The sequence below is a fragment of the Pseudomonas entomophila genome, assembly GCF_023277925.1.
In the GTDB taxonomy this organism is placed as follows: Bacteria; Pseudomonadota; Gammaproteobacteria; order Pseudomonadales; family Pseudomonadaceae; genus Aquipseudomonas; species Aquipseudomonas entomophila_D.
On the sequence record NZ_CP063832.1, the window covers coordinates 3166690 to 3192597 of the forward strand.

The window sequence follows — 25908 nt, forward strand, 5'->3', positions numbered from 1 at the left end:
ATGTCGAAGTTCTTTATCGATCGCCCGATCTTTGCCTGGGTGATCGCCCTGGTGATCATGCTGGTCGGCGCCTTGTCGATCCTGAAGCTGCCGATCAACCAGTACCCGAGCATCGCCCCGCCGGCCATCGCCATCGCCGTCACCTACCCTGGCGCCTCGGCGCAGACGGTGCAGGACACCGTGGTGCAGGTGATCGAGCAGCAGCTCAACGGTATCGACAACCTGCGTTATGTGTCGTCGGAAAGCAACTCCGACGGCAGCATGACCATCACCGCCACCTTCGAGCAAGGCACCAACGCCGACACCGCGCAGGTCCAGGTGCAGAACAAGCTGAACCTGGCCACCCCGCTGCTGCCGCAGGAAGTGCAGCAGCAAGGTATCCGCGTCACCAAGGCAGTGAAGAACTTCCTGCTGGTGATCGGCCTGGTGTCCGAAGACGGCAGCATGACCAAGGACGACCTGGCCAACTACATCGTCTCGAACATGCAGGACCCGATCTCGCGGACCGCGGGCGTGGGTGACTTCCAGGTGTTCGGTGCCCAGTACGCCATGCGTATCTGGCTCGATCCGGCCAAACTGAACAAGTTCCAGCTGACCCCGGTCGACGTGCGCACCGCCGTGGCCGCGCAGAACATCCAGGTGTCCTCCGGCCAGCTTGGCGGCCTGCCGGCCCTGCCAGGCACCCAGCTCAACGCGACGATCATCGGCAAGACCCGCCTGCAGACCGCCGAGCAGTTCGAGAAGATCCTGCTCAAGGTCAACAACGACGGTTCCCAGGTCCGCCTGAGCGACGTCGCCAAGGTCGGCCTGGGTGGCGAGAACTACGCCATCAGCGCCCAGTTCAACGGCAAGCCGGCGTCGGGCCTGGCGGTCAAGCTGGCCACCGGTGCCAACGCCCTGGACACCGCCAAGGCGCTGCGCAAGACCATCAGCGACTTGGAGCCGTTCTTCCCGCCAGGCGTGAAGGCCGTGTTCCCGTATGACACCACGCCGGTGGTCACCGAATCGATCAGCGGGGTAATCCACACCCTGATCGAGGCCGTGGTCCTGGTGTTCCTGGTGATGTACCTGTTCTTGCAGAACTTCCGCGCCACCATCATCACCACCATGACCGTGCCAGTGGTGTTGCTGGGTACCTTCGGCATCCTCGCCGCCGCCGGCTTCAGCATCAACACCCTGACCATGTTCGCCATGGTCCTGGCCATCGGCCTGCTGGTGGATGACGCCATCGTCGTGGTGGAAAACGTCGAGCGGGTCATGTCCGAGGAGGGCCTGCCACCGAAGGAAGCCACCAAGCGTTCCATGGAGCAGATCCAGGGCGCGCTGGTCGGTATCGCCCTGGTGCTGTCGGCGGTATTGCTGCCCATGGCCTTCTTCGGTGGTTCCACCGGTGTGATCTATCGCCAGTTCTCCATCACCATCGTCTCGGCCATGGGCCTGTCGGTGCTGGTGGCGTTGATCTTCACCCCGGCCCTGTGCGCCACCATGCTCAAGCCGCTGAAGAAGGGCGAGCACCATGTGGCCAAGCGTGGCTTCTTCGGCTGGTTCAACCGCAACTTCGACCGCAGCGTCGTGGGCTACGAGCGCAGCGTCGGCGCGATCCTGCGCAACAAGATCCCGTTCCTGCTGGCCTATGCCCTGATCGTGGTCGGCATGATCTGGCTGTTCGCCCGCATCCCCACCGCGTTCCTGCCGGAAGAAGACCAGGGCGTACTGTTCGCCCAGGTACAGACCCCGGCCGGCTCCAGTGCCGAGCGCACGCAAGTGGTGGTCGACCAGATGCGCGAGTACCTGCTCGACAAGGAAGGCGACACCGTGTCGTCGGTGTTCACCGTCAACGGCTTCAACTTCGCCGGTCGCGGTCAGAGCTCGGGCATGGCCTTCATCATGCTCAAGCCATGGGACGAGCGCTCGAAGGAGAACAGTGTGTTCGCCCTCGCCCAGCGCGCCCAAATGCACTTCTTCAGCTTCCGCGACGCCATGGTGTTCGCCTTCGCCCCGCCAGCGGTGCTTGAACTGGGTAACGCCACCGGCTTCGACGTGTTCCTCCAGGACCGCGCCGGCGTCGGCCACGTGAAACTGATGGAAGCGCGCAACCAGTTCCTGGCCAAGGCCGCGCAAAGCAAGATCCTCAGCGCGGTGCGCCCGAACGGCCTGAACGATGAACCGCAGTACCAGCTGACCATCGACGACGAGCGCGCCAGCGCCTTGGGCGTGACCATCGCCGACATCAACAGCACCCTGTCGATCGCCCTGGGCGGCAACTACGTCAACGACTTCATCGACCGTGGCCGGGTCAAGAAGGTCTATATCCAGGGCGAACCCAGTGCCCGGATGAGCCCGGAAGACCTGCAGAAGTGGTACGTGCGCAACGGCAAGGGCGAGATGGTGCCGTTCTCCTCCTTCGCCAAGGGTGAGTGGAGCTACGGCTCGCCGAAGCTGTCGCGCTACAACGGTGTGGAAGCGGTCGAGATCCTCGGTGCCCCGGCACCGGGCTACAGCACCGGTGAAGCCATGGCCGAAGTCGAGCGCATCGTTGGCGAACTGCCCAGCGGTATCGGCTACTCCTGGACCGGTATGTCCTACGAGGAAAAACTCTCCGGCTCGCAGATGCCGGCGCTGTTCGCCCTCTCGGTCCTGTTCGTGTTCCTGTGCCTGGCGGCCCTGTACGAGAGCTGGTCGATCCCGATCGCGGTGGTGTTGGTCGTGCCACTGGGTATCATCGGTGCCTTGCTCGCCACCAGCCTGCGCGGTTTGTCCAACGACGTGTACTTCCTGGTCGGCCTGCTGACCACGATCGGCCTGGCGGCGAAGAACGCCATCCTGATCGTCGAATTCGCCAAGGAGCTGCACGAGCAAGGCCGCAGCCTGTACGACGCGGCGATCGAGGCGTGCCGCATGCGTCTGCGCCCCATCATCATGACCTCGCTGGCGTTCATCCTCGGCGTGGTACCGTTGACCATCGCCAGCGGCGCCGGCGCGGGCAGCCAACACGCCATCGGTACCGGCGTGATCGGCGGCATGATCAGTGCGACCGTGCTTGCAATCTTCTGGGTACCGCTATTCTTCGTCGCTGTGTCGTCGCTGTTCGGCAGCAAAGAACCGAAAGCGCACGCCACCCCTGAAACTCCACGTTATGAGGCTGGGCAATGACCAAGTCTTTGTTGTCCCTGGCGGTAACCGCCTTCATCCTCGGCGGCTGCTCGCTGATCCCCGACTATCAGGCGCCTGAGGCGCCGGTAGCCGCGCAGTGGCCGCAAGGCCCTGCATACTCGCCGACAGAGTCGGCCAACGTCGCCGCCGCCGAGCAGGGCTGGCGCCAGTTCTTCCACGACCCGGCGCTGCAGCAGCTGATCCAGGCGTCGCTGGAGAACAACCGCGACCTGCGTGTCGCGGCGCTGAACATCGACGCCTACCGCGCGCAGTACCGTATCCAGCGCGCCGACCTGTTCCCGGCAGTGTCGGCCAATGGCAGCGGCAGCCGCCAGCGGGTGCCGGCGAACATGTCGCAGACCGGCGAAGCAAACATCACCAGCCAGTACTCGGCCACCTTGGGTGTCAGCTCTTACGAGCTGGACCTGTTCGGCCGCGTGCGCAGCCTGACGGAGCAAGCCCTGGAGACCTACCTCTCCAGCGAGCAGGCGCGCCGCTCCACGCAGATCAGCCTGGTGGCCAGCGTGGCCAACGCCTACTACACCTGGCAGGCCGACCAGGCGCTGCTCAAGCTGACCGAAGAAACGCTCAAGACGTACGAAGAAAGCTACAACCTGACCCGCCGCAGCAATGAAGTGGGTGTAGCTTCGGCCCTGGACCTGAGCCAGGCCCGGACCGCCGTCGAAGGCGCGCGGGTCAAGCTGTCGCAGTATCAACGCCTGGTCGCCCAGGACCTGAACAGCCTGACCGTGCTGGTGGGCACCGGCGTGCCGGCCACCCTGCCGAAACCGCTGGAGCTCAACGCCGACCAACTGGCCGAAGTGCCGGCCGGCCTGCCGTCCGACATCCTCCAGCGCCGTCCGGACATCCAGGAGGCCGAGCACCTGCTCAAGGCCGCCAACGCCAACATCGGCGCCGCCCGCGCGGCGTTCTTCCCGAGCATCAGCCTGACCGCCAACGCCGGTACCCTGAGCCCGGACATGGGCGGGCTGTTCAAAGGTGGCTCAGGCACCTGGTTGTTCCAGCCGCAGATCAACCTGCCGATCTTCAACGCTGGCAGCCTGAAGGCGAGCCTGGATTACTCGAAGATCCAGAAGGATATCAACATCGCCAAGTACGAAAAGACCATCCAGACCGCCTTCCAGGAAGTCGCCGATGGCCTGGCCGCACGCAAGACGTTCGAAGAGCAGTTGCAGGCGCAACGCGACCTGGTGGCGGCGAACCAGGACTACTACCGCCTGGCCGAGCGCCGCTATCGCATCGGCATCGACAGCAACCTGACCTTCCTCGACGCCCAGCGCAACCTGTTCAGTGCCCAGCAGGCACTGATCAGCGATCGCCTGTCGCAGTTGGTCAGCGAGGTCAACCTGTACAAGGCCCTCGGTGGCGGCTGGTACGAACAGACCCAGCAACAGGCCTCGATCCAGGCACCAAAAAGCTGATTAGCCTGGTAACAGCATCAAGCCCACCCTCGCGGTGGGTTTGTTGTTTTTAGCTGTCAATACTGGCCCCGCGATGGGGCCTGCACACATTACGTTCGATAATCGCCCCGTTCCGCTTACGACGAATTGCCTCGCCCCCGCCCTGCCCCGCACCATCGCCCACGCAACGTTGCACAAGTTCTCACAAATGAAGCCAGGCCCTGCGGCCCGCACCCGCAGCGCCCCAGCTCGCCCAATAAAAACAAGAGACCCAAGCGATGAGCACTTTGCAACCCGCACGCCAGCTATTGCCCGGCTTGTTGGCAATGTCCTGCGCCCTCCCCACCCTGGCCGCCGAAGGCGGTTTCGTGGAGGACGCCAAGGCCAGCCTCAACCTGCGCAACTTCTATATCAACCGCAACTTCGTCGACCCGGCCAACCCCCAGGGCAAGGCCGAGGAATGGACCCAAAGCTTCATCCTCGACGCCCGCTCCGGCTTCACCCAGGGCACCGTCGGTTTCGGCGTGGACGTACTGGGGCTGTATTCGCTCAAGCTCGATGGCGGCAAGGGCACGGCCGGTACCCATCTGCTGCCCGTGCATGACGACGGTCGACCGGCGGATGATTTCGGCCGGCTGGGCGTGGCGCTCAAGGCACGCCTGTCACAGACCGAACTGAAGGTCGGCGAGTGGATGCCGGTACTGCCGATCCTGCGCTCCGACGATGGCCGCTCGTTGCCACAGACCTTCCGCGGCGGCCAGCTCACCTCGAAGGAGCTCGACGGCCTGACCCTCTACGCCGGCCAGTTCCGCGGCAACAGCCCGCGCAACGACGCAAGCATGGAAGACCTGTTCATGCAGGGCCGCGCCGGCATCACCTCCGACCGCTTCAACTTTGCCGGTGGCGAGTACACCTTCAACGACAAACGCACGATGGTCGGCCTGTGGAACGCCCAGCTCAAGGATATCTACCGCCAGCAGTACCTCAACCTGGTGCACAGCCAGCCCCTGGGCGACTGGACCCTGGGCGCCAACCTCGGCTACTTCCTCGGCAAGGAAGACGGCAGCGCCCGCGCCGGCGACCTGGACAACCGCACCGCCTCGGCCATGCTGTCGGCACGCTACAAAGGGCATACCTTCTATGTCGGCCTGCAGAAGGTCAGCGGCGACGATGCCTGGATGCGGGTCAACGGCACCAGCGGCGGCACCCTCGCCAACGACAGCTACAACGCCAGTTTCGACAATGCCCAGGAGCGCTCGTGGCAGCTGCGCCATGACTTCAACTTCGTCACCGTGGGGGTTCCCGGGCTGACCTTGATGAATCGCTATATCAAGGGCGACAACGTGCACACCAGTACGGTGGACGACGGCAAGGAATGGGCACGGGAGACAGAGCTGGCCTATGTGGTGCAGTCCGGGACGTTCAAGGACCTGTCGGTGAAGTGGCGCAACTCGACCATGCGCCGGGATTTCAGTACCAATGCGTTCGATGAGAACCGGGTGATCGTGAGTTATCCGTTGAATCTGTTGTAAAGCGCTTCGCCGGCAAGCCCGCTGCTAAGATGGCGCACCGCTCCCAGGTAGGAGCCGGCTTGCCGGCGAACGAACTATGCACATAACAAAATCTACTAAAAACTCACAAAAACCATTATTGACGCTATATGTAACAACCACTAAAAACGAGGACTGATCACCGCCACCAGAGCCCGAGCATGGACCTGCGCCAACTGCGTTATTTCATCGCCCTCACCGAATACCGCAGTTTCGTCCGCGCCGCCGAGGCCATGGGCATCACTCAACCGGCCTTCAGCCGCGCCATCCAGAACCTCGAGCAGGCCCTCGGTTGCAGCCTGGTCGATCGCGGCCACAAGGCCCTGCCACCCACCCCCGAAGGCCAGGTGGTACTGCAACACGCCCGGCGCCTGGTGCAAGGCGCGGCCCAGCTGAACAACGAAGTCCTGCAAATGACCAAGCTCGATGCCGGCGAGCTGCATTTTGGCAGCGGCCCCGCGTTAGCCGTGCAATTGGTGCCACAAGCGTTGCAGCACTTCATCGAACACCACCCAGGCATCCGCACCGCGCTGCTGGTCGACAACGCCGAACGCCTGGGCCAGGCCCTGCGCCGCGAGCAGATCGAATTCTTCGTCGATGACATTCGCCCGTTCGAAGCCGACCCCAACTTCCACACCGAACCGCTGAAACCACGCCCCGGCCTGTTCTTCTGTCGGCCCGGCCACCCATTGCTGGCCAAGGATAGCCTGTCGACCAACGACCTGTTCGCCTATCCGCTGGCCAGTGCCTTGCTCGCCCCCGGAGTGCGCAAGCGCCTGGCCAACCTCAGCGGGCGCAGCGACTTCACCCCGCACCTGCAGACCGAGCACCTGGCGGTGCTACGCAGCGTGGTGCTGGCCAGCGATGCGATTGGCACCGCCAGCGAGGAGGCCGTCGGCGACGACTTGGCCGCCGGCCGGCTGGTGCGCCTGCACTGGCGCAACCTGCCCCCGGGGCTGGAAGTGCTGAGCGTGCGCTGCGGGGTGATCAGCCGCAGTGGCTATCGCCTGTCACCCGCCGCCCGGGCGATGATCGATACGCTGGTCAGCCTGGACGCTGTGCCATCGCCCGCAGGCGCGGCGCATCGAGAACTTCCACCTCGCCGTAGCCCAGGCGCACCACGCCAGCCTGCTCGAGGTTCCTGAGGATCTGGTTGATGGTCTGGCGCGACAGCGAAAGCATCAGGGCCAACTGCTCCTGGGAAAGCTGCAGGCGCCACTGCGGCACATCCCGCTCGCCATAGCCCTCGGCGATCTGCAACAACCGGTGAGCCAAGCGCGGCGCTGCCGCCAGCAGGCTCTGCTGCTCCAGGGCAATGAACACCCAGCGCAGCTTGTGGCTCATCAACAGGGCCAGCTCGCGCCAGTGCCAGGGCTCGCGGTCGAGCCAGTGCAGCAGGGGCGCCTGGGGTATCCACAGCAGCCGTGTCGCACCTTCGGCGAAGGCGTCGTGGGTGCGTGGCTGGCCATCGAACAGGCTGATCTCCCCGAACCAGTTGGGCGCCTCGACCAAGGTCAGCAACGCCTCCTTGCCCTCACTGCTGACCGCCCCCACGCGCATCGCCCCGTCGAGCACCGCATACAGGCCGCAGGGCGCGTCGCCACGCTGGAACAGGCGCTGCCCGGGCGCCAGCTCGCGAAACCGGGCCAGGGCCAGCAGGCTATCCTGAACATGTACGGGCAACTGCCGGAACCACTGGCCGTGCAACAGCTGGGTACGTGGATCGTGCATGGCACCTCGCAAACGGACTCTGTCGGCCAGGCGACAGACGACGATGGATGAACGGGACAAGCTGGCGTTACCCCGAACGGAGGAACAACAATGAAAAACCTCGTCGAACACCTGAGTCAATACGCGGCCTACCACCGTGACCCACGCAACATCGCCACCCATTTCATCGGTATCCCGCTGATCGTGCTGGCCGTGAGTATCCTGCTGTCACGGCCAGGCTGGGAGGTCATGGGTATCTGGTTGTCACCGGCCCTGCCGCTGGCGGCCTGGGCGGTGTGGTTCTACCTGCGCCTGGACACACGCTTCGGCCTGGTGATGGGCTTGTTGCTGGGCCTGTGCCTATGGGCTGGGCAGGCATTGGCGATGCAGGCCACCGGTTTGTGGCTGAGCGCCGGCCTGGGCGCATTCGTGGTGGGCTGGGTCATCCAGTTCGTCGGGCACTGGTATGAAGGGCGCAAGCCGGCATTCGTCGACGACCTCAGCGGGTTGATCATCGGGCCGCTGTTCGTGGTGGCGGAGCTGGCCTTCATGGTCGGTTTGTGCGCCGACTTGAAGCGAGCCGTGCAAGCCAATGCCGGACCGGTGGCGGTGCGCCACAAGAAAGCAGCGATCTGACACCCGTGGGGCCGCTGCGCGGCCCTGCCCTTCGTCTACCATTGAAACCTGCCGACCACCGCCCCATCTAAGCACCATAGCCATTCACGCAGGTGCCCCATGAGCGACCAGCAGGATTTTCCGGAACGCCCCGACGAACACAGCGAAGTCGAACACCTCGATCCAGCGGCCAGCACCGGCCACCACCTCGCCCTGCCCGGCCAGCAGTTGCCGGACAAAGTCTATGTGATCCCGATCCACAACCGCCCGTTCTTCCCCGCGCAAGTGCTGCCGGTGATGGTCAACGAAGAGCCCTGGGCCGAAACCCTCGACCTGGTGGCCAACACCCCGCACCGCTCGTTGGCGCTGTTCTTCATGGATACCCCGCCGGAAGACCACCGCCACTTCGACACCAAGGCGCTCCCTGAGTACGGCACCCTGGTGAAGGTGCACCACGCCAGCCGCGAAGGCGGCAAGCTGCAGTTCGTCGCCCAGGGCCTGACCCGGGTGCGCATCCGCACCTGGCTCAAGCACCATCGCCCGCCGTACCTGGTCGAGGTCGAATACCCGCGCCAGCCGGCCGAGCCCACCGACGAGGTGAAGGCCTACGGCATGGCCCTGATCAACGCGATCAAGGAGCTGCTGCCGCTCAACCCGCTGTACAGCGAAGAGCTGAAGAACTACCTCAACCGCTTCAGCCCCAACGACCCCTCGCCGCTGACCGATTTCGCCGCCGCGCTGACCTCCGCCACCGGCAATCAGTTGCAGGAGGTGCTCGACTGCGTGCCCATGCTCAAGCGCATGGAAAAGGTCCTGCCGATGCTGCGCAAGGAGGTCGAGGTCGCTCGGCTGCAGAACGAGATTTCCGCTGAAGTGAACCGACAGATCGGCGAGCATCAGCGCGAGTTCTTCCTGAAAGAACAGCTCAAGGTCATCCAGCAGGAGCTGGGCCTGACCAAGGACGACCGCAGCGCCGACCTCGAGCAGTTCCAGCAACGCCTTGAGGGCAAGACATTGCCCGAGCAGGCGAAAAAGCGCATCGACGACGAGATGGGCAAGCTGGCCATCCTCGAGACCGGCTCGCCGGAATATGCCGTTACCCGCAACTACCTGGAGTGGGCCACCGCCTTGCCCTGGGGCATCCAGGGCAAGGACAAGCTCGACCTCAAGCACGCCCGCAAGGTGCTCGACCAGCACCACGCCGGCCTCGACGACATCAAGGAGCGCATCCTCGAGTTCCTCGCCGTCGGTGCCTGGAAAGGCGAGATCAGCGGCTCCATCGTGCTGCTGGTTGGCCCACCCGGGGTGGGCAAGACCAGCATCGGTAAATCCATCGCCGAATCCCTGGGTCGGCCGTTCTATCGCTTCAGTGTCGGTGGCATGCGCGACGAGGCGGAGATCAAGGGCCACCGCCGCACCTACATCGGCGCTCAGCCCGGCAAGCTGGTACAAGCGCTGAAGGAGGTCGAGGTGATGAACCCGGTGATCATGCTCGACGAAATCGACAAGATGGGCCAGAGCTACCAGGGCGACCCGGCCTCGGCGCTGCTGGAAACCCTCGACCCGGAGCAGAACGTCGACTTCCTCGACCACTACCTGGACCTGCGCCTGGACCTGTCCAAGGTGCTGTTCGTCTGCACCGCCAACACCCTCGACTCGATCCCTGGTCCTTTGCTCGACCGCATGGAGGTGATCCGCCTGTCCGGCTACATCACCGAAGAAAAGCTGGCCATCGCCAAGCGCCACCTGTGGCCCAAGCAACTGGAGAAGGCCGGGGTCTCGAAAAACAGCCTGAGCATCAGTGACAGCGCCCTGCGCACGGTGATCGAGGGCTACGCCCGCGAGGCCGGCGTGCGCCAGCTGGAAAAACAACTGGGCAAGCTGGTGCGCAAGTCGGTGGTCAAGCTGCTGGAAGACCCGAACGCCAAACTCAAGATCGGCACCAAGGACCTGGAGCCCGCCCTGGGCATGCCGGTGTTCCGCAGCGAGCAGGTACTGGCCGGCAAAGGCGTGATCACCGGGCTGGCCTGGACCAGCATGGGCGGTGCCACCCTGCCGATCGAAGCCACGCGCATCCATACACTGAACCGCGGTCTCAAGCTCACCGGCCAGTTGGGGGATGTGATGAAAGAGTCGGCGGAGATCGCCTACAGCTACATCGGCTCCAACCTCAAGCAGTTCGGTGGCACGCCTGGCTACTTCAACGAGGCGTTCATCCACCTGCATGTGCCCGAGGGCGCAACACCGAAGGACGGCCCCAGCGCCGGGATCACCATGGCCAGCGCGCTGCTGTCGCTGGCCCGCGACCAGGCACCGAAGAAAGGCGTGGCCATGACCGGCGAGCTGACACTCACCGGGCAGGTGCTGCCGATTGGCGGGGTGCGCGAGAAGGTGATCGCCGCACGGCGGCAGAAGCTCTTCGAGCTGATCCTGCCGGAGGCCAACCGGGGGGATTTCGAGGAACTGCCTGAGTACCTGAAGCAAGACCTGACCGTGCATTTCGCCAAGCGCTTCGCCGACGTGGCGAAAGTGCTGTTCTGACGCTGCGCGGCCTTGTTCGCCGGCAAGCCAGCTCCTACTGGGCCCTCTGTAGGAGCCGGCTTGCCGGCGAACAGGCCCGCACAAACGCCCACCCTCTTCGGTTATCCTCAGGCAACTTCAGCCTCAGGAGCCACCATGACCACCCTTCGTCTGCTCGTTCCCCTGGGCCTCGCCCTGCTCACCGCTTGCGCCCAGCACCCGCAACGCACCGTTGAACTGGACGCCGAAAGCGAATGCCCCCAGCGCCTGCAGGTCGGCCAAAGCATGACCCTGACCCTGCCCAGCAACCCCACCACCGGTTACCGCTGGCTGGTGCAGAACTCGGCCTCGGCAATCCTGCGCAGCCTTGGCCCTGAGATATACAACGCCTCTGAAGCGTCGGGTGTCGTCGGCAGCGGTGGCCTTTCCACCTGGCGTTTCCAGGCCAAGGCACCCGGCGAAGCGCACCTGATCCTGGTCTACCAGCAACCCTGGGCCCCGGAAGTGCCACCGGTGCAGACCTTCGATTGCGCCATCAAGGTCAAGTGAGGTCGCGGCGCCGGTCAGCCAGGCATGCAAGCTCGGCGCGGTTTGGCTAGAATGCCGCCCCTCTGGATTGCAAGCCGCCTGGACCCACCGTGAGCAAAGAACCCGACCGCCTTTTCGCCCAGCCCCTGGAGCAGGTGCCCGACTTCGTCTTCAACGAGGACGTGGTGCAGGTGTTCCCGGACATGATCAAGCGCTCGGTGCCCGGTTACCCGACCATCGTCGAGAACCTGGGTGTGCTGGCCGCGCGCTTCGCCCAGCCGCACTCCGCGCTGTACGACCTGGGCGCCTCGCTGGGCGCCGTCAGCCAGTCGCTGCGCCGCCATGTGCGCAGCGACGGTTGCCGAGTGATCGCGGTGGACAACTCCGCGGCCATGGTCGAGCGCTGCCGCCAGTACCTCACCGCCCAGGACTCGATGTTCCAGGAATTGCTGCCGGTGCAGGTGCTGGAGGCCGACATTCTCACGCTGCCCTTCGAGCCCGCCTCGGTGGTGGCGATGAACTTCACCCTGCAGTTCATCGCCCCCGAGCAACGCCTGGCGCTGCTCGGCCGCATCCGCCAGGCCTTGCTGCCGGGCGGCGCGCTGATCCTCTCGGAGAAATTGCGTTTCGCCGACGACCAGGAACAGCAACTGCTCAACGAACTGCACCTGGACTTCAAGCGTGCCAATGGCTACAGCGAACTGGAAATCGCCCAGAAGCGCAGCGCCATCGAGAACGTGATGAAACCCGATACCCTGGAAACCCACAAAGAGCGCCTGCGCGCCGCCGGCTTCAGCAAGGTCGTGCCGTGGTTCCAATGCCTCAACTTCGCCTCGCTGATAGCCCTGCCATGATCGATCTGTCCCCCCTCGTCCGCCGCCTGGCGGGCACGCCCCTCGCCACCTGGTCCCAAGGCCTGCAGGCACAACTGCAAGCCAAGCTGGAGAAAGGCCACGGCGACCTCGATCGTTGGCGCGGCGCCCTCGAGGCCCTGCCCCAGCTGACCCCGAGCCAGGTCGACCTGGTCGACGGCTTGCGCCTGGACTGCGACTGCGACGACGCCACCCGCGCGCAAATGCGCCAGGCACTGATGGGGCTGTCACCCTGGCGCAAGGGGCCGTTCGACCTGTTCGGCGTGCACGTGGACACCGAATGGCGCTCGGACTGGAAATGGTCACGGGTCGGCCCGCACCTCGACCTCAAGGGCAAACGCGTGCTCGACGTGGGTTGCGGCAACGGCTACTACCAGTGGCGCATGCTCGGCGCCGGGGCCGACATGGTCATCGGCGTCGACCCCAACTGGCTGTTCTTCTGCCAGTTCCAGGCGGTGCAGCAGTACCTGCCCGAGCTGCCGGCCTGGCACCTGCCGTTCGCCCTGGAAGACCTGCCGGCCAACCTCGAAGGCTTCGACACCGTGTTTTCGATGGGCGTGTTCTACCACCGTCGCTCGCCCATCGAACATTTGCTGGCGCTCAAAGACTGCCTGGTCAAGGGCGGTGAACTGGTGCTGGAAACCCTGGTGATCGAGGGCGACGAGAACCAGGTGCTGATGCCGGAAGACCGTTACGCGCAGATGCGCAACGTCTGGTTCCTGCCCTCGGTACCGGCGCTGGAGCGCTGGCTGCGCCGTGCCGGTTTCAGTGATGTGCGCTGCGTCGATGTCAGCGTCACCTCGGTCGAGGAGCAGCGCAGCACCGAGTGGATGCGCTACCAGTCGCTGGGCGACTTCCTCGACCCGAACGACCACGGCAAGACCGTCGAAGGCCTGCCGGCACCACGCCGCGCCACGTTGCTGGCGCACAAATAAAAAAGGCGCCCATAAGGGCGCCCGAATGCACCTGCGCCGAGGAGCTGACGCGGCGCAGGTGCGTGTTACTCAATCCTTGGCCAGCTCGCGGGCCTTCTCTTCGGCCTTGCGCTCGCGTTCCACCACCGCCTCTTGCTTGTCGCCATACAGGCGTTGCTGGTCCTGGCGGAAGGCCTCCCAGAACTGCTTGGAGCGCTCCGCGCCACCCTCGGCGTAGACGCTGGCGCTGCCCAGGGCGAGGGTCGCCAGCAGCAGGTATTTAGTCAGGTTCATCGTGCTTGCCTCGTGATAACCGTATCGACAGGGCCATCCTAGCGAGGCGCAGCTAACGCCAAGGTGAGGCGGACATTACAGTGTTGAAAGGCCGGCGACCTGACATGGCCTCTGTAGGAGCGGCTTCAGCCGCGATCACCCGCGACGCGGGTGCCAGACAACGCGGCGCCTGCATCGCGGCTGAAGCCGCTCCTACAGGGAAACCACAGGCTCGCGCCCAAGCACCCGCACCTGCTGCGCGGGCACCCGCGCATGCCATTGCACCACACCCAGTGCCTCGACCTGGAACTGACTGCGCAGGGTGCGCCCTTGCTCCTCGAACGCCAGTTGCAACAGGAAATGCCCGCTATTGAGCAGCAGGCCCTCGCTCAGCCGGGCGAACGTCTCGTCATCCACCGCACCCAGCGCCTGGCGCAATGCGCCGGCGTCCACATAGCCCGCCGCAGGCCGGCCGGTGACGATGCGGCTGAGCAACGAACGCGAGAATCGTCCCTCGTATAGCGCGTCCAGCAAGGGCAGGTGTTCAAGCCCCAGGGCATTGGCATTGAGCCGCCAGCCGGTGGTAAACGGCAACGCACAGAGCATCGGGTAGCGCGCCTTGCGGCTGGCATCTTGCTCCAGCAGCAGGTTCAGCTCGCTGCTGTCGACCATGGGTTGGTTGGCTGCCAGCCGTGGGGGTTGCTGGCGCAGGTACTGGCCGCTTTCAGCCCCTTGCAGGCGGGCGTTGCTGTCACTATCGAGCCAGTCGACCAGGCCGTCAACCAGCCGCTCGGCGGCCATGTCGTCCCCCAACAGGTGGCGCAACTGGCGCTCGGCGCGCTCGCCATCCTCGCCCAGCAACGCGTTGACGTTGAAGCAGGTATGCAGGTCGATCACCCGCAACTGCGCCTTGCCGGCACCAAAATCGTAATCCAGTGGCTGCCCACGCAGCGCCTGCCAGAACAACGGGCTGGCGCGCCAGGCCGGATCGCGCAGGGCCTGCGAGGCATAGGCCAGCCCCGCCTGCTCCATGGCCCGCACCTGCACGCGCTGGTGCAGCAGGCGCACCTCATCGACCTGGCGCCGGCCATCCTCCACCAGCCAGGCCAGCCCCCCGGCGAGCATCGCCAGCACCACCAGCACCATCAGCAATGCCGCGCCCCGTTGTCGCCTGGCTGCCATCCTTGCTTCCCTGTGAGTTCCCGAGGGGGCCAGTGAACACTGAGGTTGTTTCAGTCAGATGGCGGCAACACGACAGTCACGTGCGCGTCATCTGCAAAAGGCAGGATTGCGCCTTCGTTTTTCATTGACCTGACAGGAGTGGTCTTACATGGGTGGCATCGGAATCTGGCAACTGGTGATCGTGCTGTTGATCGCCTTCCTGCTGTTCGGCAGCAAGCGTCTCAAAGGGTTGGGCAGCGATGTGGGCGAGGCGATCCAGGGCTTTCGCAAGTCCATGGGCGGTGAAGCCGAGGGCAATCCTGCGGCGCAGCAACCACCGCTGAGCAACCAACAGGCCAAGCACTCGGATCGCCAAGCCTGATTGTAGGCGCCAGCCTTGCTGGCGATGCCCGGCATAGCCGAGCCCGATCACCAGCAAGGCCCGACAGCGGCCTCCACAGAAGTCGGTGTTGCAATCAACGGCTACGATTCAACCCCTGACTCCATGTCATCGATCAACGCCTTGGCCATGGCGCTCAAAATCCGCGCCGAACTGCCGGCCAGCAGATCGCCCTCCATTTCCGCTTCGCAGGTCAGGTGGCGGATGCAGCCGAGCAGCACCGACAACTCGCTGAAGGCGTCCTGGAAGGAAACGCCCGGTTCGACCTTGAACAGGTCCATGCAGGTGGTGCGGCCTGCGGTATGGCCCCTGGTCATGGGTGTACCTCCGGCCTGTGCTCGAGCAAGGCGCAGGCGAGTTGCCCGAGGTAGTCGCTGGCGGTGAACAGGCGGTCGCGGTAGTCGCTGGGTTCGGTCTTGAAATAGACATCGAGTAAGTCGGAAATGGCGGTAGCTACCTCGACGGCGGCGGCCATGGCTTCCTCGCGGGTGAGGGTGGGGCGGATGGTGATGAAGGGGGCGATGCGGGGTGGGTCGGGGACGATCTTCTTCATGATGAAACTCCAGTGCGTGGCAGGAGCGACCATCTCGATCTTTCTCACGGACAAAGGTGGCAGCCATACGCGGGGTGAGAAACCGGTGCACTGAAGCCGGCCAGACCGAAGTCTGCCCGCGCAGGGCTGCCATGAAGCGAAAGCCTTGGCAGTGCAGGTCGGGTTCTCACACCCGATCACCCATTTGGGCGACCCGGTGAAGTTATCCCTGGGGTATTTCCCCGGCAACGCAGCAGCTTCCGACAGGTGCGTAGGATAGTTCCCAAGCGTTCACGGCTGAAGCATTTGGTTTCAGGTTCGGAAATGTCCGACAGGAGATTTGAGGGGCTGCGGGGTGTTCGCCGTTAGAAATTCTGCGCCTATGAGATCGAGCGCCGCCTCTTTGCCGACCGGCACCAGCAGACCAGTGGTATTGACCTGGTATTGAAGTGGTATTAACTTTCACCCCACAACAATACCGGACACCTCCGTCATGCGCCCTCTCACCGCCCTGCGCCCCGACGACAGCGCCGCCACCCCGCTTTACCTGCAGCTGGCGCGCAACCTCGAACAGGCCATCCACGCCGGCCAGTGGAGCGCCGACCAGGCCCTGCCCTCCGAGCGCACCCTGAGCGAAACCCTGGATATCTCCCGCGTCACCGCGCGCAAAGCCCTCGAAGTACTGCTCGAACAAGGCCTGATCCGCCGCATCCAGGGCTCCGGCACCTTCATCACTCCGCGCCTGGAACAACCCCTGTCGCGCCTGTCGAGCTTCAGCGAAATGCTGCGCATGAAAGGCTTCGCGCCCAGCTCCCAGTGGCTTGAACGCAGTATCGCCAGCCCAAGCAGCGACGAACTGATCCGCCTGAGCCTGTCGCCCACCGACCAGGTCGCGCGCCTCAAGCGCCTGCGCAAGGCCGACGACATCGTCATGGCGGTGGAGGTCAGCACCTTGCCCGCCCGCCTGCTGGGCGACCCCCAGGCCATCGGCGACTCGCTCTACCAGCACCTCGACCAACTCGGCCGCCCGGTGGTTCGGGCCCTGCAGCACATCCGCGCGATCAACGCCAGCGACGAGCTGGCCGCCCAGGTCGGCATCGCGCCCGGCACCGCCATGTTGCTGATGACCCGTATCGGCTACCTCGACGACAACACCCCCATCGAGCTGACCGACACCTACTGCCGCAACGACTACTACGACTTCGTCGCCGAACTGCGGCGCTGACCGGAGCCCCCATGGACATTGCCAATATCCTCACCCCCGACGGCTGGGTGCGCGGCCACCTGCACCTGCGCGACGGGCGCATCCAGGCCATCGAAGGCACCCCGTGCGACCCGCGGGACAACGACCTGCCCTACCTGCTGCCCGGTTTCATCGACCTGCACGTGCACGGCGGTGGCGGCAGCGACATCATGCAGGGCGGCGAGGCGTTCGCCACCATCGCCCGCACTCACCAGCGTTTCGGCACCACCTCACTGCTGGCCACCACCATGACCGCGCCCCGCGAGGAACTGGCGAGGGTGCTGGCCGAACTGGGCGAACACCTCACGCAACCCCGCCAAGGCGCGCGCATCCTGGGTGTGCACCTCGAGGGGCCGTACATCAACCCCGGCAAGCTCGGCGCGCAACCGAACTTCGCCCACCAGGCCCTGCTCGACGAGGTCGAGCAATACCTGGCGCTGGCGCCGATCAAGGTCATCACCATCGCACCGGAAGTCGCCGGCCACCTGCCGCTGATCCAGGCGCTGAGTGCACGTGGCATCCGCCTGCAGCTCGGCCACACCCTGGGCAGCTACGAGGAAGGCGTCGCTGCCCTGGAGGCCGGGGCCACCAGCTTCACCCACCTGTACAACGCCATGAGCCCGCTGCACCACCGCGAGCCAGGCATCGTCGGCGCCGCCCTGGCCCACGCCCGCTATGCCGAGCTGATTCCCGACCTGCTGCACGTGCACCCCGGCGCCATGAAAGTGGCCCTGCGTGCAATCCCGTGCCTGTACTGCGTGACCGACTCCACCGCCGCGGCCGGCATGCCCGACGGCGAATATCGCCTGGGCAGCCACACCGTGACCAAGTGCCTGGGCGGTGTGCGCTTGCCCGACGGCACCCTGGCCGGCAGCACCCTGACCATGGACCAAGCCCTGCGCAACCTGGTGAAGATCGGCCTGCCCCTGGCCGAAGCCTCCGACCGCCTGTCGCGCTTCCCCGCCGATTACCTCGGCATCACCGAGCGTGGCCGCCTGCAAGCGGGCGCCTGGGCCGACGCGGTGCTGCTCGACCGCCAACTGAACCTGACCGCCGTGATGATCGAAGGAGAACAAACATGAGTTCAAGGATGCTCGAAGAGGCGCGCGCCTGTGCCAACGTAGTGGAGCGACAGCTGGGCGCGCTGGCCCCGCGCCTGGCCACGCTGGCCGAACAGCTGCGCCGGCTCGACCCGCAAGTGGCGCTGACCGTGGCCAGGGGCAGCTCCGACCACGCCGCCAGCTACTTCGCCTACATCGCCATGCAGCAACTGGGGTTGCCGGTGGCCTCGCTGCCGATGTCGGTGGTCACCTTGCAGCAGGCGCCGCTGCGTGTGCGTGGCCAGGTGGCACTGGGCTTCTCCCAGTCGGGGCAAAGCCCGGACTTGGTCGAGAGCCTGCGCCGCCTGGGCCAGCACGGGGCAACCACGGTAGCGCTGGTCAACGCCGAAGGCTCGCCGCTGGAGCTCGCCTGCCAGCACCACCTGCCGCTGGGCGCGGGGCCTGAACTGTCGGTTGCCGCGACCAAGAGCTTCGTCGCCACGCTCAGCGCCAGCGCACAGCTGGTTGCCCACTGGGGCCAGGACCAGCCCCTGCTGCACGCCTGCCAAGCCCTGCCCGAGCAACTGCGCGAGGCCGCGAACCTGGACTGGAGCGCGGCCATCGACGGCCTGCAAGGCAGCGAGCGGCTGATGGTGATCGGCCGTGGGGCCGGTTTTGCCATCGCCCAGGAAGCCGCGCTCAAGTTCAAGGAAACCTCGGTGATCCAAGCCGAGGCCTTCAGCAGCGCCGAAGTGCGCCACGGGCCGATGGCCCTGATCGACGCCCACTACCCGCTATTGGTGTTCGCCCCACGGGGTGTTGAACAGGCCGGGCTGCTGCAACTGGCCGCCGACATGCGCCGGCGCGGCGCGCAGGTATTGCTGGCGGCGCCGAACGACATCGCCGACCGCGACCTGACCCTGGGCTGCGCCGAACACCCCGCGCTCGACCCGCTGCTGGCGATCCAGAGCTTCTACATCATGGCTGCGGGGCTCGCCGAAGCCCGTGGCCTGGACCCCGACCAGCCACGCCACCTGAGCAAAGTGACGTGTACGCAATGACGCCGCGAGGAACCGCGCATGTCCAACAATAACAAGGTCACCCTCCATGCCCCGCTTGCCGGCCCGCAGGTCCTGCTGAACCAGGTTCCCGACCCGGTGTTCGCCAGTGGCACCCTCGGTGATGGCGTCGCCATCGACCCAATCAACGATTGCCTGCACGCGCCCTGCGCGGGCGAAGTGGTGCACCTGGCGCGCACGGGTCACGCCCTCACCCTGCGCGCGGCCACTGGCGCTGAGATCCTCCTGCACATCGGCGTGGACACCGTGCAGCTGCTGGGCCGTGGCTTCGAACCCCTGATCGTGCTCGGCGACCGGGTCGAACAGGGCCAGCCGCTGATCCGCTTCGACCTGGACCTGGTGGCCCAGCACTGCACCAGCCTGGTCACCGTGATGCTGGTCGGCAACGGCCAGGACTTCACGCTGGAAGCGCTCGACACCCGCTCCAGCGAGCTGGGCGCGCCACTGCTGGCGGTTAGCGGCAAGCCCCAGCTGGCAGTGCTCGATACCGCAACCGCCAACGAACAGGCCAGCGGCCGTGCCAAGGTGGCCCACCAGGGCGGCCTGCATGCGCGCCCCGCCGCATTGCTGCGCCAGACCGCCCAGCGCTTGCGCAGCCGCGTGGAGCTGCACTTCCAGGGCCGCCACGCTGGCCTCGACAGCTTGGTCGCCGTCATGGGGCTGGGGGTCGGTGAAGGCGACGAGGTCGAAGTGCGCTGCACGGGCCCGGATGCCGACGCCGCCTTGCAGGCCGTGCTCCAGGCGCTGCGCACGCCCACGGCCGGCGAACGACATGCGCCAGCGCCAATGATCGCCCACGCACCGGCCAGTACCGAGCCCGGCGTGCTGGCAGGCGTCACGGCCTCGCCTGGCCTGGCCCTCGGCCCGCTGGCCCGCCTGGATGGCATCAGCCTGCCAGCCGACAGCGGCAACAATGCCCCCGACGAACAACACCAGGCCCTCAAGCACGCGCTGGCCGAGGTGCGCAGCGCCATCGACCGCGACTGGCGCCACCTGCCCCGTGGCCAGGAAGACGCCGCCGCGATTCTCGAGGCGCACCTGGCCCTGCTCGACGACCCGGCCCTGCTCGATGCCGCGCGCCAGCACATCGACGACGGCGTGGCCGCCAGTCACGCCTGGAGCCGCGCCATCGATGCCCAGTGCCAGGTCCTGCGCGGCCTCGGCAACCCGCTGCTGGCCGAGCGCGCCAACGACCTGCACGACCTGCAACAACGCGTGTTGCGTGCCCTGCTCGGGGAAACCCGCGAGCTGCGCCTGCCGCCCTCGGCTATCGTCGTCGCCCATGAGCTCACGCCATCGGACCTGCTGCTGCTGGCCCGCCACGATGTCGCCGGCCTGTGCATGGCCGCGGGTGGCGCCACCTCTCACGTCGCCATCCTGGCCCGCGCCCGTGGCCTGCCGTGCCTGGTCGCGCTCGGCGAAACGCTGCTGGAGCTGGCACCCGGCGCCACGCTGGTACTCGATGCCGACAACGGCCGTCTGGAAACCCGCGCCGATGCTTCACGCCTGGCCGAAGTGCGCCAGCACTGCCAGCAGCGCCGCGAACAACGCCAGCGCCAGCAGGCCGCCGCCCACGACAGCGCGCGCACCCGTGACGGCCGCCTGATAGAAGTCGCCGCCAACGTCGCCAGCGCCGACGAAGCGGCCCAGGCCCTGGCCCTGGGCGCCGACGGTATCGGCCTGCTGCGCAGCGAATTCCTCTTCGTCGACCGCCACACCGCCCCCGACCAGACTGAACAGCACAGCGCTTATCAAGCCGTGCTCGATGCCATGGCCGAACGCCCGGTGATCATCCGCACCATCGATGTAGGCGGCGACAAGCAGCTCGACTACCTGCCACTGCCGGTCGAAAACAACCCGGTGCTCGGGCTGCGCGGCATCCGCCTCGGCCAGGTGCGCCCTGAGTTGCTCGACGAGCAGCTGCGCGCCCTGCTTCAGGTGAGCCCGCAACGCCGATGCCGGATCATGCTGCCCATGGTCACCGAGGTCGACGAACTGATCGCCATCCGCCAGCGCCTCGACCGGCTCGCCCTCGAAATGGGCGTGACCGAGCGCGCCGAGCTGGGGGTGATGATCGAAGTACCGGCAGCCGCCCTGCTGGCCGAGCGCTTGGCCGAGCACGCCGACTTCTTCTCCATCGGCACCAACGACCTGTCGCAGTACACCCTGGCCATGGACCGTGACCACGCAGGCCTGGCAGCCCGTGTCGACGCCCTGCACCCGGCGCTGCTGCGCCTGATCGACCTGACCTGCCAGGGTGCGGCCAAACAGGGGCGCTGGGTGGGTGTATGTGGCGCACTGGCCTCCGACCCGCTGGCCACGCCCGTGCTGGTGGGCCTGGGCGTGACCGAGCTGTCGGTCAGCGCGCCGCAGATCGGCGAAATCAAGGCCCTCGTCCGCCAGCTCGACGCCAACGAGTGCCGTCGCTTCAGCCAGGGCTTGCTGGCCCTGTCCAGCGCCAGTGCGGTACGCCAGGCCTGCCGCGACTTCAGCGCCCACCCCCATGCCCAACACACGGCCCCCGTGGCCCTACAACAATAACTGGAGCGCACCATGTACCAGCACTTCATCCAGGGCCTGCAACGGCTCGGCCGCGCCTTGATGCTGCCCATCGCCATCCTGCCCATCGCCGGCCTGCTGCTGCGCCTGGGCGACACCGATCTACTCGACATCGCCCTGGTGCACGACGCCGGCCAGGCGATCTTCGCCAACCTGGCGCTGATCTTCGCCGTCGGTATCGCCGTGGGCTTCGCCCGCGACAACAACGGCACCGCCGGCCTGGCCGGCGCCATCGGCTACCTGGTGCTGGTGGCGACACTGAAAGTGATCGACCCGAAGATCGACATGGGCATGCTCGCCGGTATCCTCTGCGGCCTGGTCGGTGGTGGGCTGTACAACCGTTTCAAGGATATCCAGCTGCCGGATTACCTGGCGTTCTTCGGTGGCCGGCGCTTCGTGCCGATCGCCACCGGCCTGTCGGCGGTGGCCCTGGGGCTGCTGTTCGGGCTGATCTGGCCGCCGATCCAGAACGGCATCAACGGCCTCGGCCAACTGATGCTGGAAAGCGGCAGCATCGGCGCGTTCTTCTTCGGCGTGCTCAACCGGCTGCTGATCATCACCGGCCTGCACCACATCCTCAACAATCTGGTGTGGTTCGTCTTCGGCAGCTTCCAGGGCGTGACCGGCCCGGCGGTGACCGGCGACCTGGCGCGCTACTTTGCCGGCGACCCCAACGCCGGCCAGTTCATGGCCGGCATGTTCCCGATGATGATCTTCGGCCTGCCCGCCGCCTGCCTGGCCATGTACCGCCACGCCCTGCCCGAACGGCGCAAACTGATCGGTGGCGTGCTGCTGTCGATGGCGCTCACTTCAGCCTTGACCGGAGTGACCGAACCGATCGAGTTCGCCTTCATGTTCCTCGCGCCGCTGCTGTACCTGATTCACGCGCTGCTGACCGGGCTGTCCATGGCGATCTGCGACCTGCTGGGGATTCGCCTGGGCTTTACTTTCTCCGGTGGCGCCATCGACATGGCACTTGGCTGGGGTCGCTCGACCCATGGCTGGCTGGTGTTCCCGGTCGGTTTGCTCTACGGGCTCATCTACTACTTCGTGTTCGATTTCTGCATCCGCCGCTTCGACCTGAAAACGCCGGGGCGTGAGGAGCAACCCACCACCGAGCCGGGGAACAGTGGTGAGTCCTCCCGAGGGCGACGCTACATCGACGCCCTCGGTGGCGCGGCCAACTTGCAAGGGGTCGATGCCTGTACCACCCGTTTGCGCCTGGTGCTGGCCGACCGCAATCTGGCCAGCGACCCGACCTTGAAAGCCCTCGGTGCCCTGGCCGTGGTACGCCCCGGCAGTGGCGGCAGCCTGCAAGTGGTTGTAGGACCGATGGCGGATGCGCTGGCCGACGAAATCCGCAGTGAGCTGCCACATGCCCTGGTCGTGCCCCCTAGCGCTGGCAGCCCACCGATCAATACCACCGTGGCATTGCCCATCGACGACTGGTTACAGGCCCTGGGTGGGCGCGACAACCTGATGAAGGTGGATTGTGTGGCGCGAAGCCGCGTGCGGATAGAACTCAAGGACCAGACGCGGCTGGACGCAGGGCAATTGATGGCACTCGGCTGCCAGGGTATCAGCCCCCAGGCCAATGGTGCCTGGCACTTGCTGATGGGCGAACGAGCGCCAGCGCTGGGGCAGGCCTTGCAACGTTGACCCTGGCGCTTGAACGCGAACATCAGAAGATGGGCCAAGGTTGTTGCTCGGCCCATCCGCTGTAGGAAAACACCGCAAGTCAAAATCAGAAAACCAGATACACGCAGAAAGATAAGGCTCACCACGCTGTAGGTGACAGTTTCCATATTTATCTACCTCGTTCGCTCCACCAGTCTGGCCCTCACAACCACTGATGAGGCCGCCAACATGAGCGATCTGAATGTAGGAACTCCGACCCTGCGAACCACCTTTGCGCAGGATCAACTGCGCAATGTCGCGAACAACACCACCGAGCTGGAATTCCTGCTGATGTTCATGCCGATCTTCGGCTTTGGAATTCCGCCGACGATCTTCGTGCAACTGCGCAATGCCTTGCTCGACGGCGACTTGGTAGAACTTGACCATGAGGTGATCGATAGCGAAGAGCTGGTTGCATTCGATGCACAAGCGCAAGTGGCTCGTGTATCCCGCGCAGCAATCGAAGGCGCATTGCTGGACCCGCAGACTTCGCCTGAACTGCTGATGGCACTGCTCTGTGCCTTCGGTCAGTACCTGGGTGACCGTTTCCAGGTCGCCATCGACGCGCTGGAAACCGGCGACGCCCCCAAGCCAGAACTCAATCCACCGGAAGAAATCGGCCAGAAGTACCTCGCCATGATGGGGCTGTTCGACGACTCGGTACAAACCGGAACGGTCTTCGCCCATTACACCGATGCCGAGCATGACGTCGATCTGGTGCTGGACGTGAGCCACGCGCCTGAATTCGAAGACGGCGGCGAGCCGTTCTTCATCGAGCCACGCTTCGCTGCAGGCAGCGGCCACGGTCAGGGTTCCGATGGCCACGAATCGATCGAACAAGCGCTAGCATCGGTCGGCTTCAGCGCAAAGGAACGCAAGGCTATCTATTTTGGCAATTGGTTACGCGATCATGCGCAGTTGATCGACCCCAAGATCGTGTTGCCCGCCGGCGAACCTGCGCAATTCCCTAAAAAAATCTCCAGGCAGGCATTGACCGAGGTGGTCGGCCTGTTGGCCACCCGTGAGTTCAGTAGCCTGCAACAAACCCCCGAAGACCGTGACGCCTATCGGGTCACCACGCAAATGCTCGGTGTCTATCGGTCGATGGAACACATCGACAACCCCGTCACCTTCGAAGAAAACCCGATCGACCCTTTCGAGATCGACGAGGACTTCGTATCGCCTGTGCTGCCCGGCGACGAGGAAACCAAGGCAAACCCCACGACACTGCGCAAGCAGTACATCGACCAGTCAATCATGTACATGCGGCACAAGTTGTTCAGGGCCGCAGCCGCCGGTAAAACCGCAGAAGGAATGCGCTACTTTGGTGAAGCCCTGCATGTGCTCGAGGATTACTTTGCCCATTCCAATTTTGTCGAGTTGAGTCTGCGAAAGAATGGCTTCGAGGATGTCCTTGCGTGGACTTGCGCAATCGAAAGTGCTGAAGGCGAACACGTCTTTCCGATTGTCACGGGCATGTTCAGCGGGCTCGATATCATCGCCAGTGTGGCCGAACCTATCGCCAGGGTTCTGTTTCCGGCCAAGCGCCCGATTTTTGAGCCACTCAAGCCAGGCTACCGCAGTGATAGTGAAAAGATGCTGCTGATCCTGTTGAAGGAGCAAGCCAACCAGGACTGGTACAACGCAATGGAACGCTTCCTCGCGAGACGTGACCGGATTGCCGGCAATCCGTTCCTACGATTCGTCCGCCTCTACAACTGGGCGACTGCCCTGCCCCGCAAGCTGGTCACGCAATACAGCGACAAGGTCTACCAGCTGTTTCTGATAAAGCTGGGAGACAGCATCAAAGACCTGCAAACCGCCTTCGAGACCGACCCGAACATCGACCCCAATGCCGAGCCGACCCACTCCCAATTGGCCAAGGACCATGACACGCATCCATTGCATGAACTGGCCGTCTGGTGCGCCAAATATGCCGTCGGACAAGTTGGCGAGAAAATGCATCGACTCTGGCATATGGAACCAGGCGAGATGAGCGATGAGAAAGTGGCCGAGCTGGCAAAGCTGGCCGAGGAGTTCATTCGTCATCCCAATCACACCGAATGGCAGGACGACTTGGTCCAGGCTTGGGCGGCACTGGAAGGCAGCGCCTCGAAAATCAAGCAAGCCACCCGTACCAGCTTTTTCCATGACATCAGGGATCACTACGTTGCCGAGGGCAACAAATGGCTCGCGCGCCTCAAGGATGAAAACGCCGCTCCAGCCATCCCTCTGAGCGAGAGTTTCCGCGTCGACTATCCGTTCTAGCGATCCCGGTATCTGCGCCAGATGCACGAAGGGTGGGCCATGGCCCACCCTTCGTGTATGCGTTGCTGCTGGACAGTCGCCTAGACATCCAGCAAACGCCAAACCTCATAGGCCGGCGTTTCATAAGGATGGCTCTGCTTGAGCGCGGCGACGACCTGACCGACCAGGTCATCCGCCACCACCAGCTCCACCTTCCACTCCTCGATCACCTCGACCTGACCGGTCTGCCCGAGGTATGGCTGGCTGCCATCCAACGGGCGGAACTGACCCTGGCCGAGCGTCTGCCAGGCGCAGTGGTCATAGTCGCCGATGCGCCCGCCGCCCGCGGCGAACACAGCGGCCTTGACCACCTCGACATGGCTGTCGGGGACGAAGAAGGCGAGCTTGTACACC

Annotated in this window: 22 protein-coding genes; 16 read left to right on the plus strand and 6 right to left on the minus strand. The window is 65.0% G+C overall.

Features of this window, described 5'->3' with window-relative positions; translation table 11 throughout:
• The 4 genes from ttgB (at position 1) to IM733_RS13975 (ending at position 7269) form a co-directional block, all read left to right on the plus strand.
• Positions 1-3153: a multidrug efflux RND transporter permease subunit TtgB gene (ttgB, locus tag IM733_RS13960; RefSeq protein WP_248917217.1), complete on the plus strand. Its 3153-nt coding sequence runs from the start codon at positions 1-3 to the stop codon at positions 3151-3153.
• Positions 3150-4595 carry an AdeC/AdeK/OprM family multidrug efflux complex outer membrane factor gene (locus IM733_RS13965; RefSeq protein WP_248917218.1) on the plus strand — a complete coding sequence of 482 codons (1446 nt, stop codon included), beginning with the start codon at positions 3150-3152 and terminating at the stop codon, positions 4593-4595. Before ttgB ends, IM733_RS13965 begins: the two co-directional genes overlap by 4 nt.
• Before the next feature lie 305 nt (positions 4596-4900).
• Positions 4901-6106 carry an OprD family porin gene (locus IM733_RS13970; RefSeq protein ID WP_432760428.1) on the plus strand — a complete coding sequence of 402 codons (1206 nt, stop codon included), beginning with the start codon at positions 4901-4903 and terminating at the stop codon, positions 6104-6106.
• A gap of 179 nt (positions 6107-6285) precedes the next feature.
• Positions 6286-7269, plus strand: a complete 984-nt coding sequence (locus IM733_RS13975; protein WP_248917220.1) for a LysR family transcriptional regulator — start codon at positions 6286-6288, stop codon at positions 7267-7269.
• On the opposite strand, the gene IM733_RS13980 is transcribed toward IM733_RS13975, so the two are convergent.
• Complete coding sequence (locus IM733_RS13980) at positions 7169-7855, minus strand: Crp/Fnr family transcriptional regulator (protein ID WP_248917221.1); 687 nt, start codon at positions 7853-7855, stop codon at positions 7169-7171. The two genes, IM733_RS13975 and IM733_RS13980, sit on opposite strands and share 101 nt — an antisense overlap.
• Before the next feature lie 90 nt (positions 7856-7945).
• Between IM733_RS13980 and IM733_RS13985 the strand changes: the two genes are divergently transcribed.
• From IM733_RS13985 to cmoB, 5 genes are all read left to right on the plus strand, one after another.
• Positions 7946-8470 carry a DUF962 domain-containing protein gene (locus IM733_RS13985; protein WP_248917222.1) on the plus strand — a complete coding sequence of 175 codons (525 nt, stop codon included), beginning with the start codon at positions 7946-7948 and terminating at the stop codon, positions 8468-8470.
• A 99-nt stretch (positions 8471-8569) separates the two neighbouring features.
• On the plus strand, positions 8570-10990 hold the full coding sequence (lon, locus tag IM733_RS13990) for an endopeptidase La (protein ID WP_248917223.1): 2421 nt from the start codon (positions 8570-8572) through the stop codon (positions 10988-10990).
• Positions 10991-11125: 135 nt separating this feature from the next.
• Positions 11126-11518 carry a protease inhibitor I42 family protein gene (locus IM733_RS13995; RefSeq protein ID WP_248917224.1) on the plus strand — a complete coding sequence of 131 codons (393 nt, stop codon included), beginning with the start codon at positions 11126-11128 and terminating at the stop codon, positions 11516-11518.
• A gap of 89 nt (positions 11519-11607) precedes the next feature.
• Positions 11608-12351: a carboxy-S-adenosyl-L-methionine synthase CmoA gene (gene cmoA / locus IM733_RS14000; protein ID WP_248917225.1), complete on the plus strand. Its 744-nt coding sequence runs from the start codon at positions 11608-11610 to the stop codon at positions 12349-12351.
• Complete coding sequence (cmoB, locus tag IM733_RS14005) at positions 12348-13304, plus strand: tRNA 5-methoxyuridine(34)/uridine 5-oxyacetic acid(34) synthase CmoB (RefSeq protein ID WP_248917226.1); 957 nt, start codon at positions 12348-12350, stop codon at positions 13302-13304. Before cmoA ends, cmoB begins: the two co-directional genes overlap by 4 nt.
• Before the next feature lie 69 nt (positions 13305-13373).
• Here cmoB and IM733_RS14010 read toward each other — a convergent pair whose 3' ends face one another.
• Both IM733_RS14010 and gspK read right to left on the minus strand, forming a co-directional pair.
• On the minus strand, positions 13374-13577 hold the full coding sequence (locus IM733_RS14010) for a hypothetical protein (protein ID WP_011535430.1): 204 nt from the start codon (positions 13575-13577) through the stop codon (positions 13374-13376).
• Between the two features lie 192 nt (positions 13578-13769).
• The gene (gene gspK / locus IM733_RS14015; protein WP_248917227.1) at positions 13770-14738 is read right to left on the minus strand and encodes a type II secretion system minor pseudopilin GspK; all 969 of its coding nucleotides are present in this window, start codon (positions 14736-14738) and stop codon (positions 13770-13772) included.
• Positions 14739-14886: 148 nt separating this feature from the next.
• On the opposite strand from gspK, the gene tatA reads away from it, so the two are divergent.
• Positions 14887-15099 (plus strand): twin-arginine translocase TatA/TatE family subunit, encoded by a 213-nt coding sequence (gene tatA / locus IM733_RS14020; RefSeq protein WP_248917228.1) that lies wholly within the window; start codon positions 14887-14889, stop codon positions 15097-15099.
• A 101-nt stretch (positions 15100-15200) separates the two neighbouring features.
• On the opposite strand, the gene IM733_RS14025 is transcribed toward tatA, so the two are convergent.
• Together IM733_RS14025 and IM733_RS14030 are read right to left on the minus strand one after the other, a co-directional pair.
• On the minus strand, positions 15201-15398 hold the full coding sequence (locus tag IM733_RS14025) for a DUF3077 domain-containing protein (RefSeq protein WP_432760429.1): 198 nt from the start codon (positions 15396-15398) through the stop codon (positions 15201-15203).
• 32 nt (positions 15399-15430) lie between these two features.
• The gene (locus tag IM733_RS14030) at positions 15431-15670 is read right to left on the minus strand and encodes a hypothetical protein (protein ID WP_248917230.1); all 240 of its coding nucleotides are present in this window, start codon (positions 15668-15670) and stop codon (positions 15431-15433) included.
• A 472-nt stretch (positions 15671-16142) separates the two neighbouring features.
• On the opposite strand from IM733_RS14030, the gene IM733_RS14035 reads away from it, so the two are divergent.
• The 6 genes from IM733_RS14035 (at position 16143) to IM733_RS14060 (ending at position 25515) form a co-directional block, all read left to right on the plus strand.
• Positions 16143-16874 carry a GntR family transcriptional regulator gene (locus tag IM733_RS14035; RefSeq protein WP_248917231.1) on the plus strand — a complete coding sequence of 244 codons (732 nt, stop codon included), beginning with the start codon at positions 16143-16145 and terminating at the stop codon, positions 16872-16874.
• A gap of 11 nt (positions 16875-16885) precedes the next feature.
• Positions 16886-17974, plus strand: a complete 1089-nt coding sequence (gene nagA / locus IM733_RS14040; protein WP_248917232.1) for an N-acetylglucosamine-6-phosphate deacetylase — start codon at positions 16886-16888, stop codon at positions 17972-17974.
• Positions 17971-18993 carry an SIS domain-containing protein gene (locus tag IM733_RS14045; RefSeq protein WP_248917233.1) on the plus strand — a complete coding sequence of 341 codons (1023 nt, stop codon included), beginning with the start codon at positions 17971-17973 and terminating at the stop codon, positions 18991-18993. Before nagA ends, IM733_RS14045 begins: the two co-directional genes overlap by 4 nt.
• 18 nt (positions 18994-19011) lie before the next feature.
• Positions 19012-21552, plus strand: a complete 2541-nt coding sequence (gene ptsP, locus IM733_RS14050) for a phosphoenolpyruvate--protein phosphotransferase (RefSeq protein WP_248917234.1) — start codon at positions 19012-19014, stop codon at positions 21550-21552.
• Between the two features lie 12 nt (positions 21553-21564).
• Entirely contained in the window at positions 21565-23229 is a 1665-nt protein-coding gene (gene nagE / locus IM733_RS14055) for an N-acetylglucosamine-specific PTS transporter subunit IIBC (RefSeq protein ID WP_248917235.1), read from the plus strand.
• 207 nt (positions 23230-23436) lie between these two features.
• A complete protein-coding gene (locus tag IM733_RS14060; protein ID WP_248917236.1) occupies positions 23437-25515 on the plus strand; it encodes a Het-C domain-containing protein in 2079 nt (692 codons plus the stop codon).
• An 80-nt stretch (positions 25516-25595) separates the two neighbouring features.
• Here the strand turns inward: IM733_RS14060 and IM733_RS14065 are convergent, their stop codons facing one another.
• Positions 25596-25907 carry a Nif3-like dinuclear metal center hexameric protein gene (locus tag IM733_RS14065; RefSeq protein WP_248917237.1) on the minus strand — a complete coding sequence of 104 codons (312 nt, stop codon included), beginning with the start codon at positions 25905-25907 and terminating at the stop codon, positions 25596-25598.
• Between the last annotated feature and the right edge of the window lies 1 nt (position 25908).

Excerpts from the sequence above, each read along its gene's own strand:
- ttgB (WP_248917217.1), top strand. The coding sequence starts at position 1 with ATGTCGAAGTTCTTTATCGATCGCCCGATCTTTGCCTGGGTGATCGCC.
- IM733_RS13965 (WP_248917218.1), top strand. The coding sequence starts at position 3,150 with ATGACCAAGTCTTTGTTGTCCCTGGCGGTAACCGCCTTCATCCTCGGC.
- IM733_RS13970 (WP_432760428.1), top strand. The coding sequence starts at position 4,901 with ATGTCCTGCGCCCTCCCCACCCTGGCCGCCGAAGGCGGTTTCGTGGAG.
- IM733_RS13975 (WP_248917220.1), top strand. The coding sequence starts at position 6,286 with ATGGACCTGCGCCAACTGCGTTATTTCATCGCCCTCACCGAATACCGC.
- IM733_RS13980 (WP_248917221.1), bottom strand. The coding sequence starts at position 7,855 with ATGCACGATCCACGTACCCAGCTGTTGCACGGCCAGTGGTTCCGGCAG.
- IM733_RS13985 (WP_248917222.1), top strand. The coding sequence starts at position 7,946 with ATGAAAAACCTCGTCGAACACCTGAGTCAATACGCGGCCTACCACCGT.
- lon (WP_248917223.1), top strand. The coding sequence starts at position 8,570 with ATGAGCGACCAGCAGGATTTTCCGGAACGCCCCGACGAACACAGCGAA.
- IM733_RS13995 (WP_248917224.1), top strand. The coding sequence starts at position 11,126 with ATGACCACCCTTCGTCTGCTCGTTCCCCTGGGCCTCGCCCTGCTCACC.
- cmoB (WP_248917226.1), top strand. The coding sequence starts at position 12,348 with ATGATCGATCTGTCCCCCCTCGTCCGCCGCCTGGCGGGCACGCCCCTC.
- IM733_RS14010 (WP_011535430.1), bottom strand. The coding sequence starts at position 13,577 with ATGAACCTGACTAAATACCTGCTGCTGGCGACCCTCGCCCTGGGCAGC.
- gspK (WP_248917227.1), bottom strand. The coding sequence starts at position 14,738 with ATGGCAGCCAGGCGACAACGGGGCGCGGCATTGCTGATGGTGCTGGTG.
- tatA (WP_248917228.1), top strand. The coding sequence starts at position 14,887 with ATGGGTGGCATCGGAATCTGGCAACTGGTGATCGTGCTGTTGATCGCC.
- IM733_RS14025 (WP_432760429.1), bottom strand. The coding sequence starts at position 15,398 with ATGGACCTGTTCAAGGTCGAACCGGGCGTTTCCTTCCAGGACGCCTTC.
- IM733_RS14030 (WP_248917230.1), bottom strand. The coding sequence starts at position 15,670 with ATGAAGAAGATCGTCCCCGACCCACCCCGCATCGCCCCCTTCATCACC.
- IM733_RS14035 (WP_248917231.1), top strand. The coding sequence starts at position 16,143 with ATGCGCCCTCTCACCGCCCTGCGCCCCGACGACAGCGCCGCCACCCCG.
- nagA (WP_248917232.1), top strand. The coding sequence starts at position 16,886 with ATGGACATTGCCAATATCCTCACCCCCGACGGCTGGGTGCGCGGCCAC.
- IM733_RS14045 (WP_248917233.1), top strand. The coding sequence starts at position 17,971 with ATGAGTTCAAGGATGCTCGAAGAGGCGCGCGCCTGTGCCAACGTAGTG.
- ptsP (WP_248917234.1), top strand. The coding sequence starts at position 19,012 with ATGTCCAACAATAACAAGGTCACCCTCCATGCCCCGCTTGCCGGCCCG.
- nagE (WP_248917235.1), top strand. The coding sequence starts at position 21,565 with ATGTACCAGCACTTCATCCAGGGCCTGCAACGGCTCGGCCGCGCCTTG.
- IM733_RS14060 (WP_248917236.1), top strand. The coding sequence starts at position 23,437 with ATGAGCGATCTGAATGTAGGAACTCCGACCCTGCGAACCACCTTTGCG.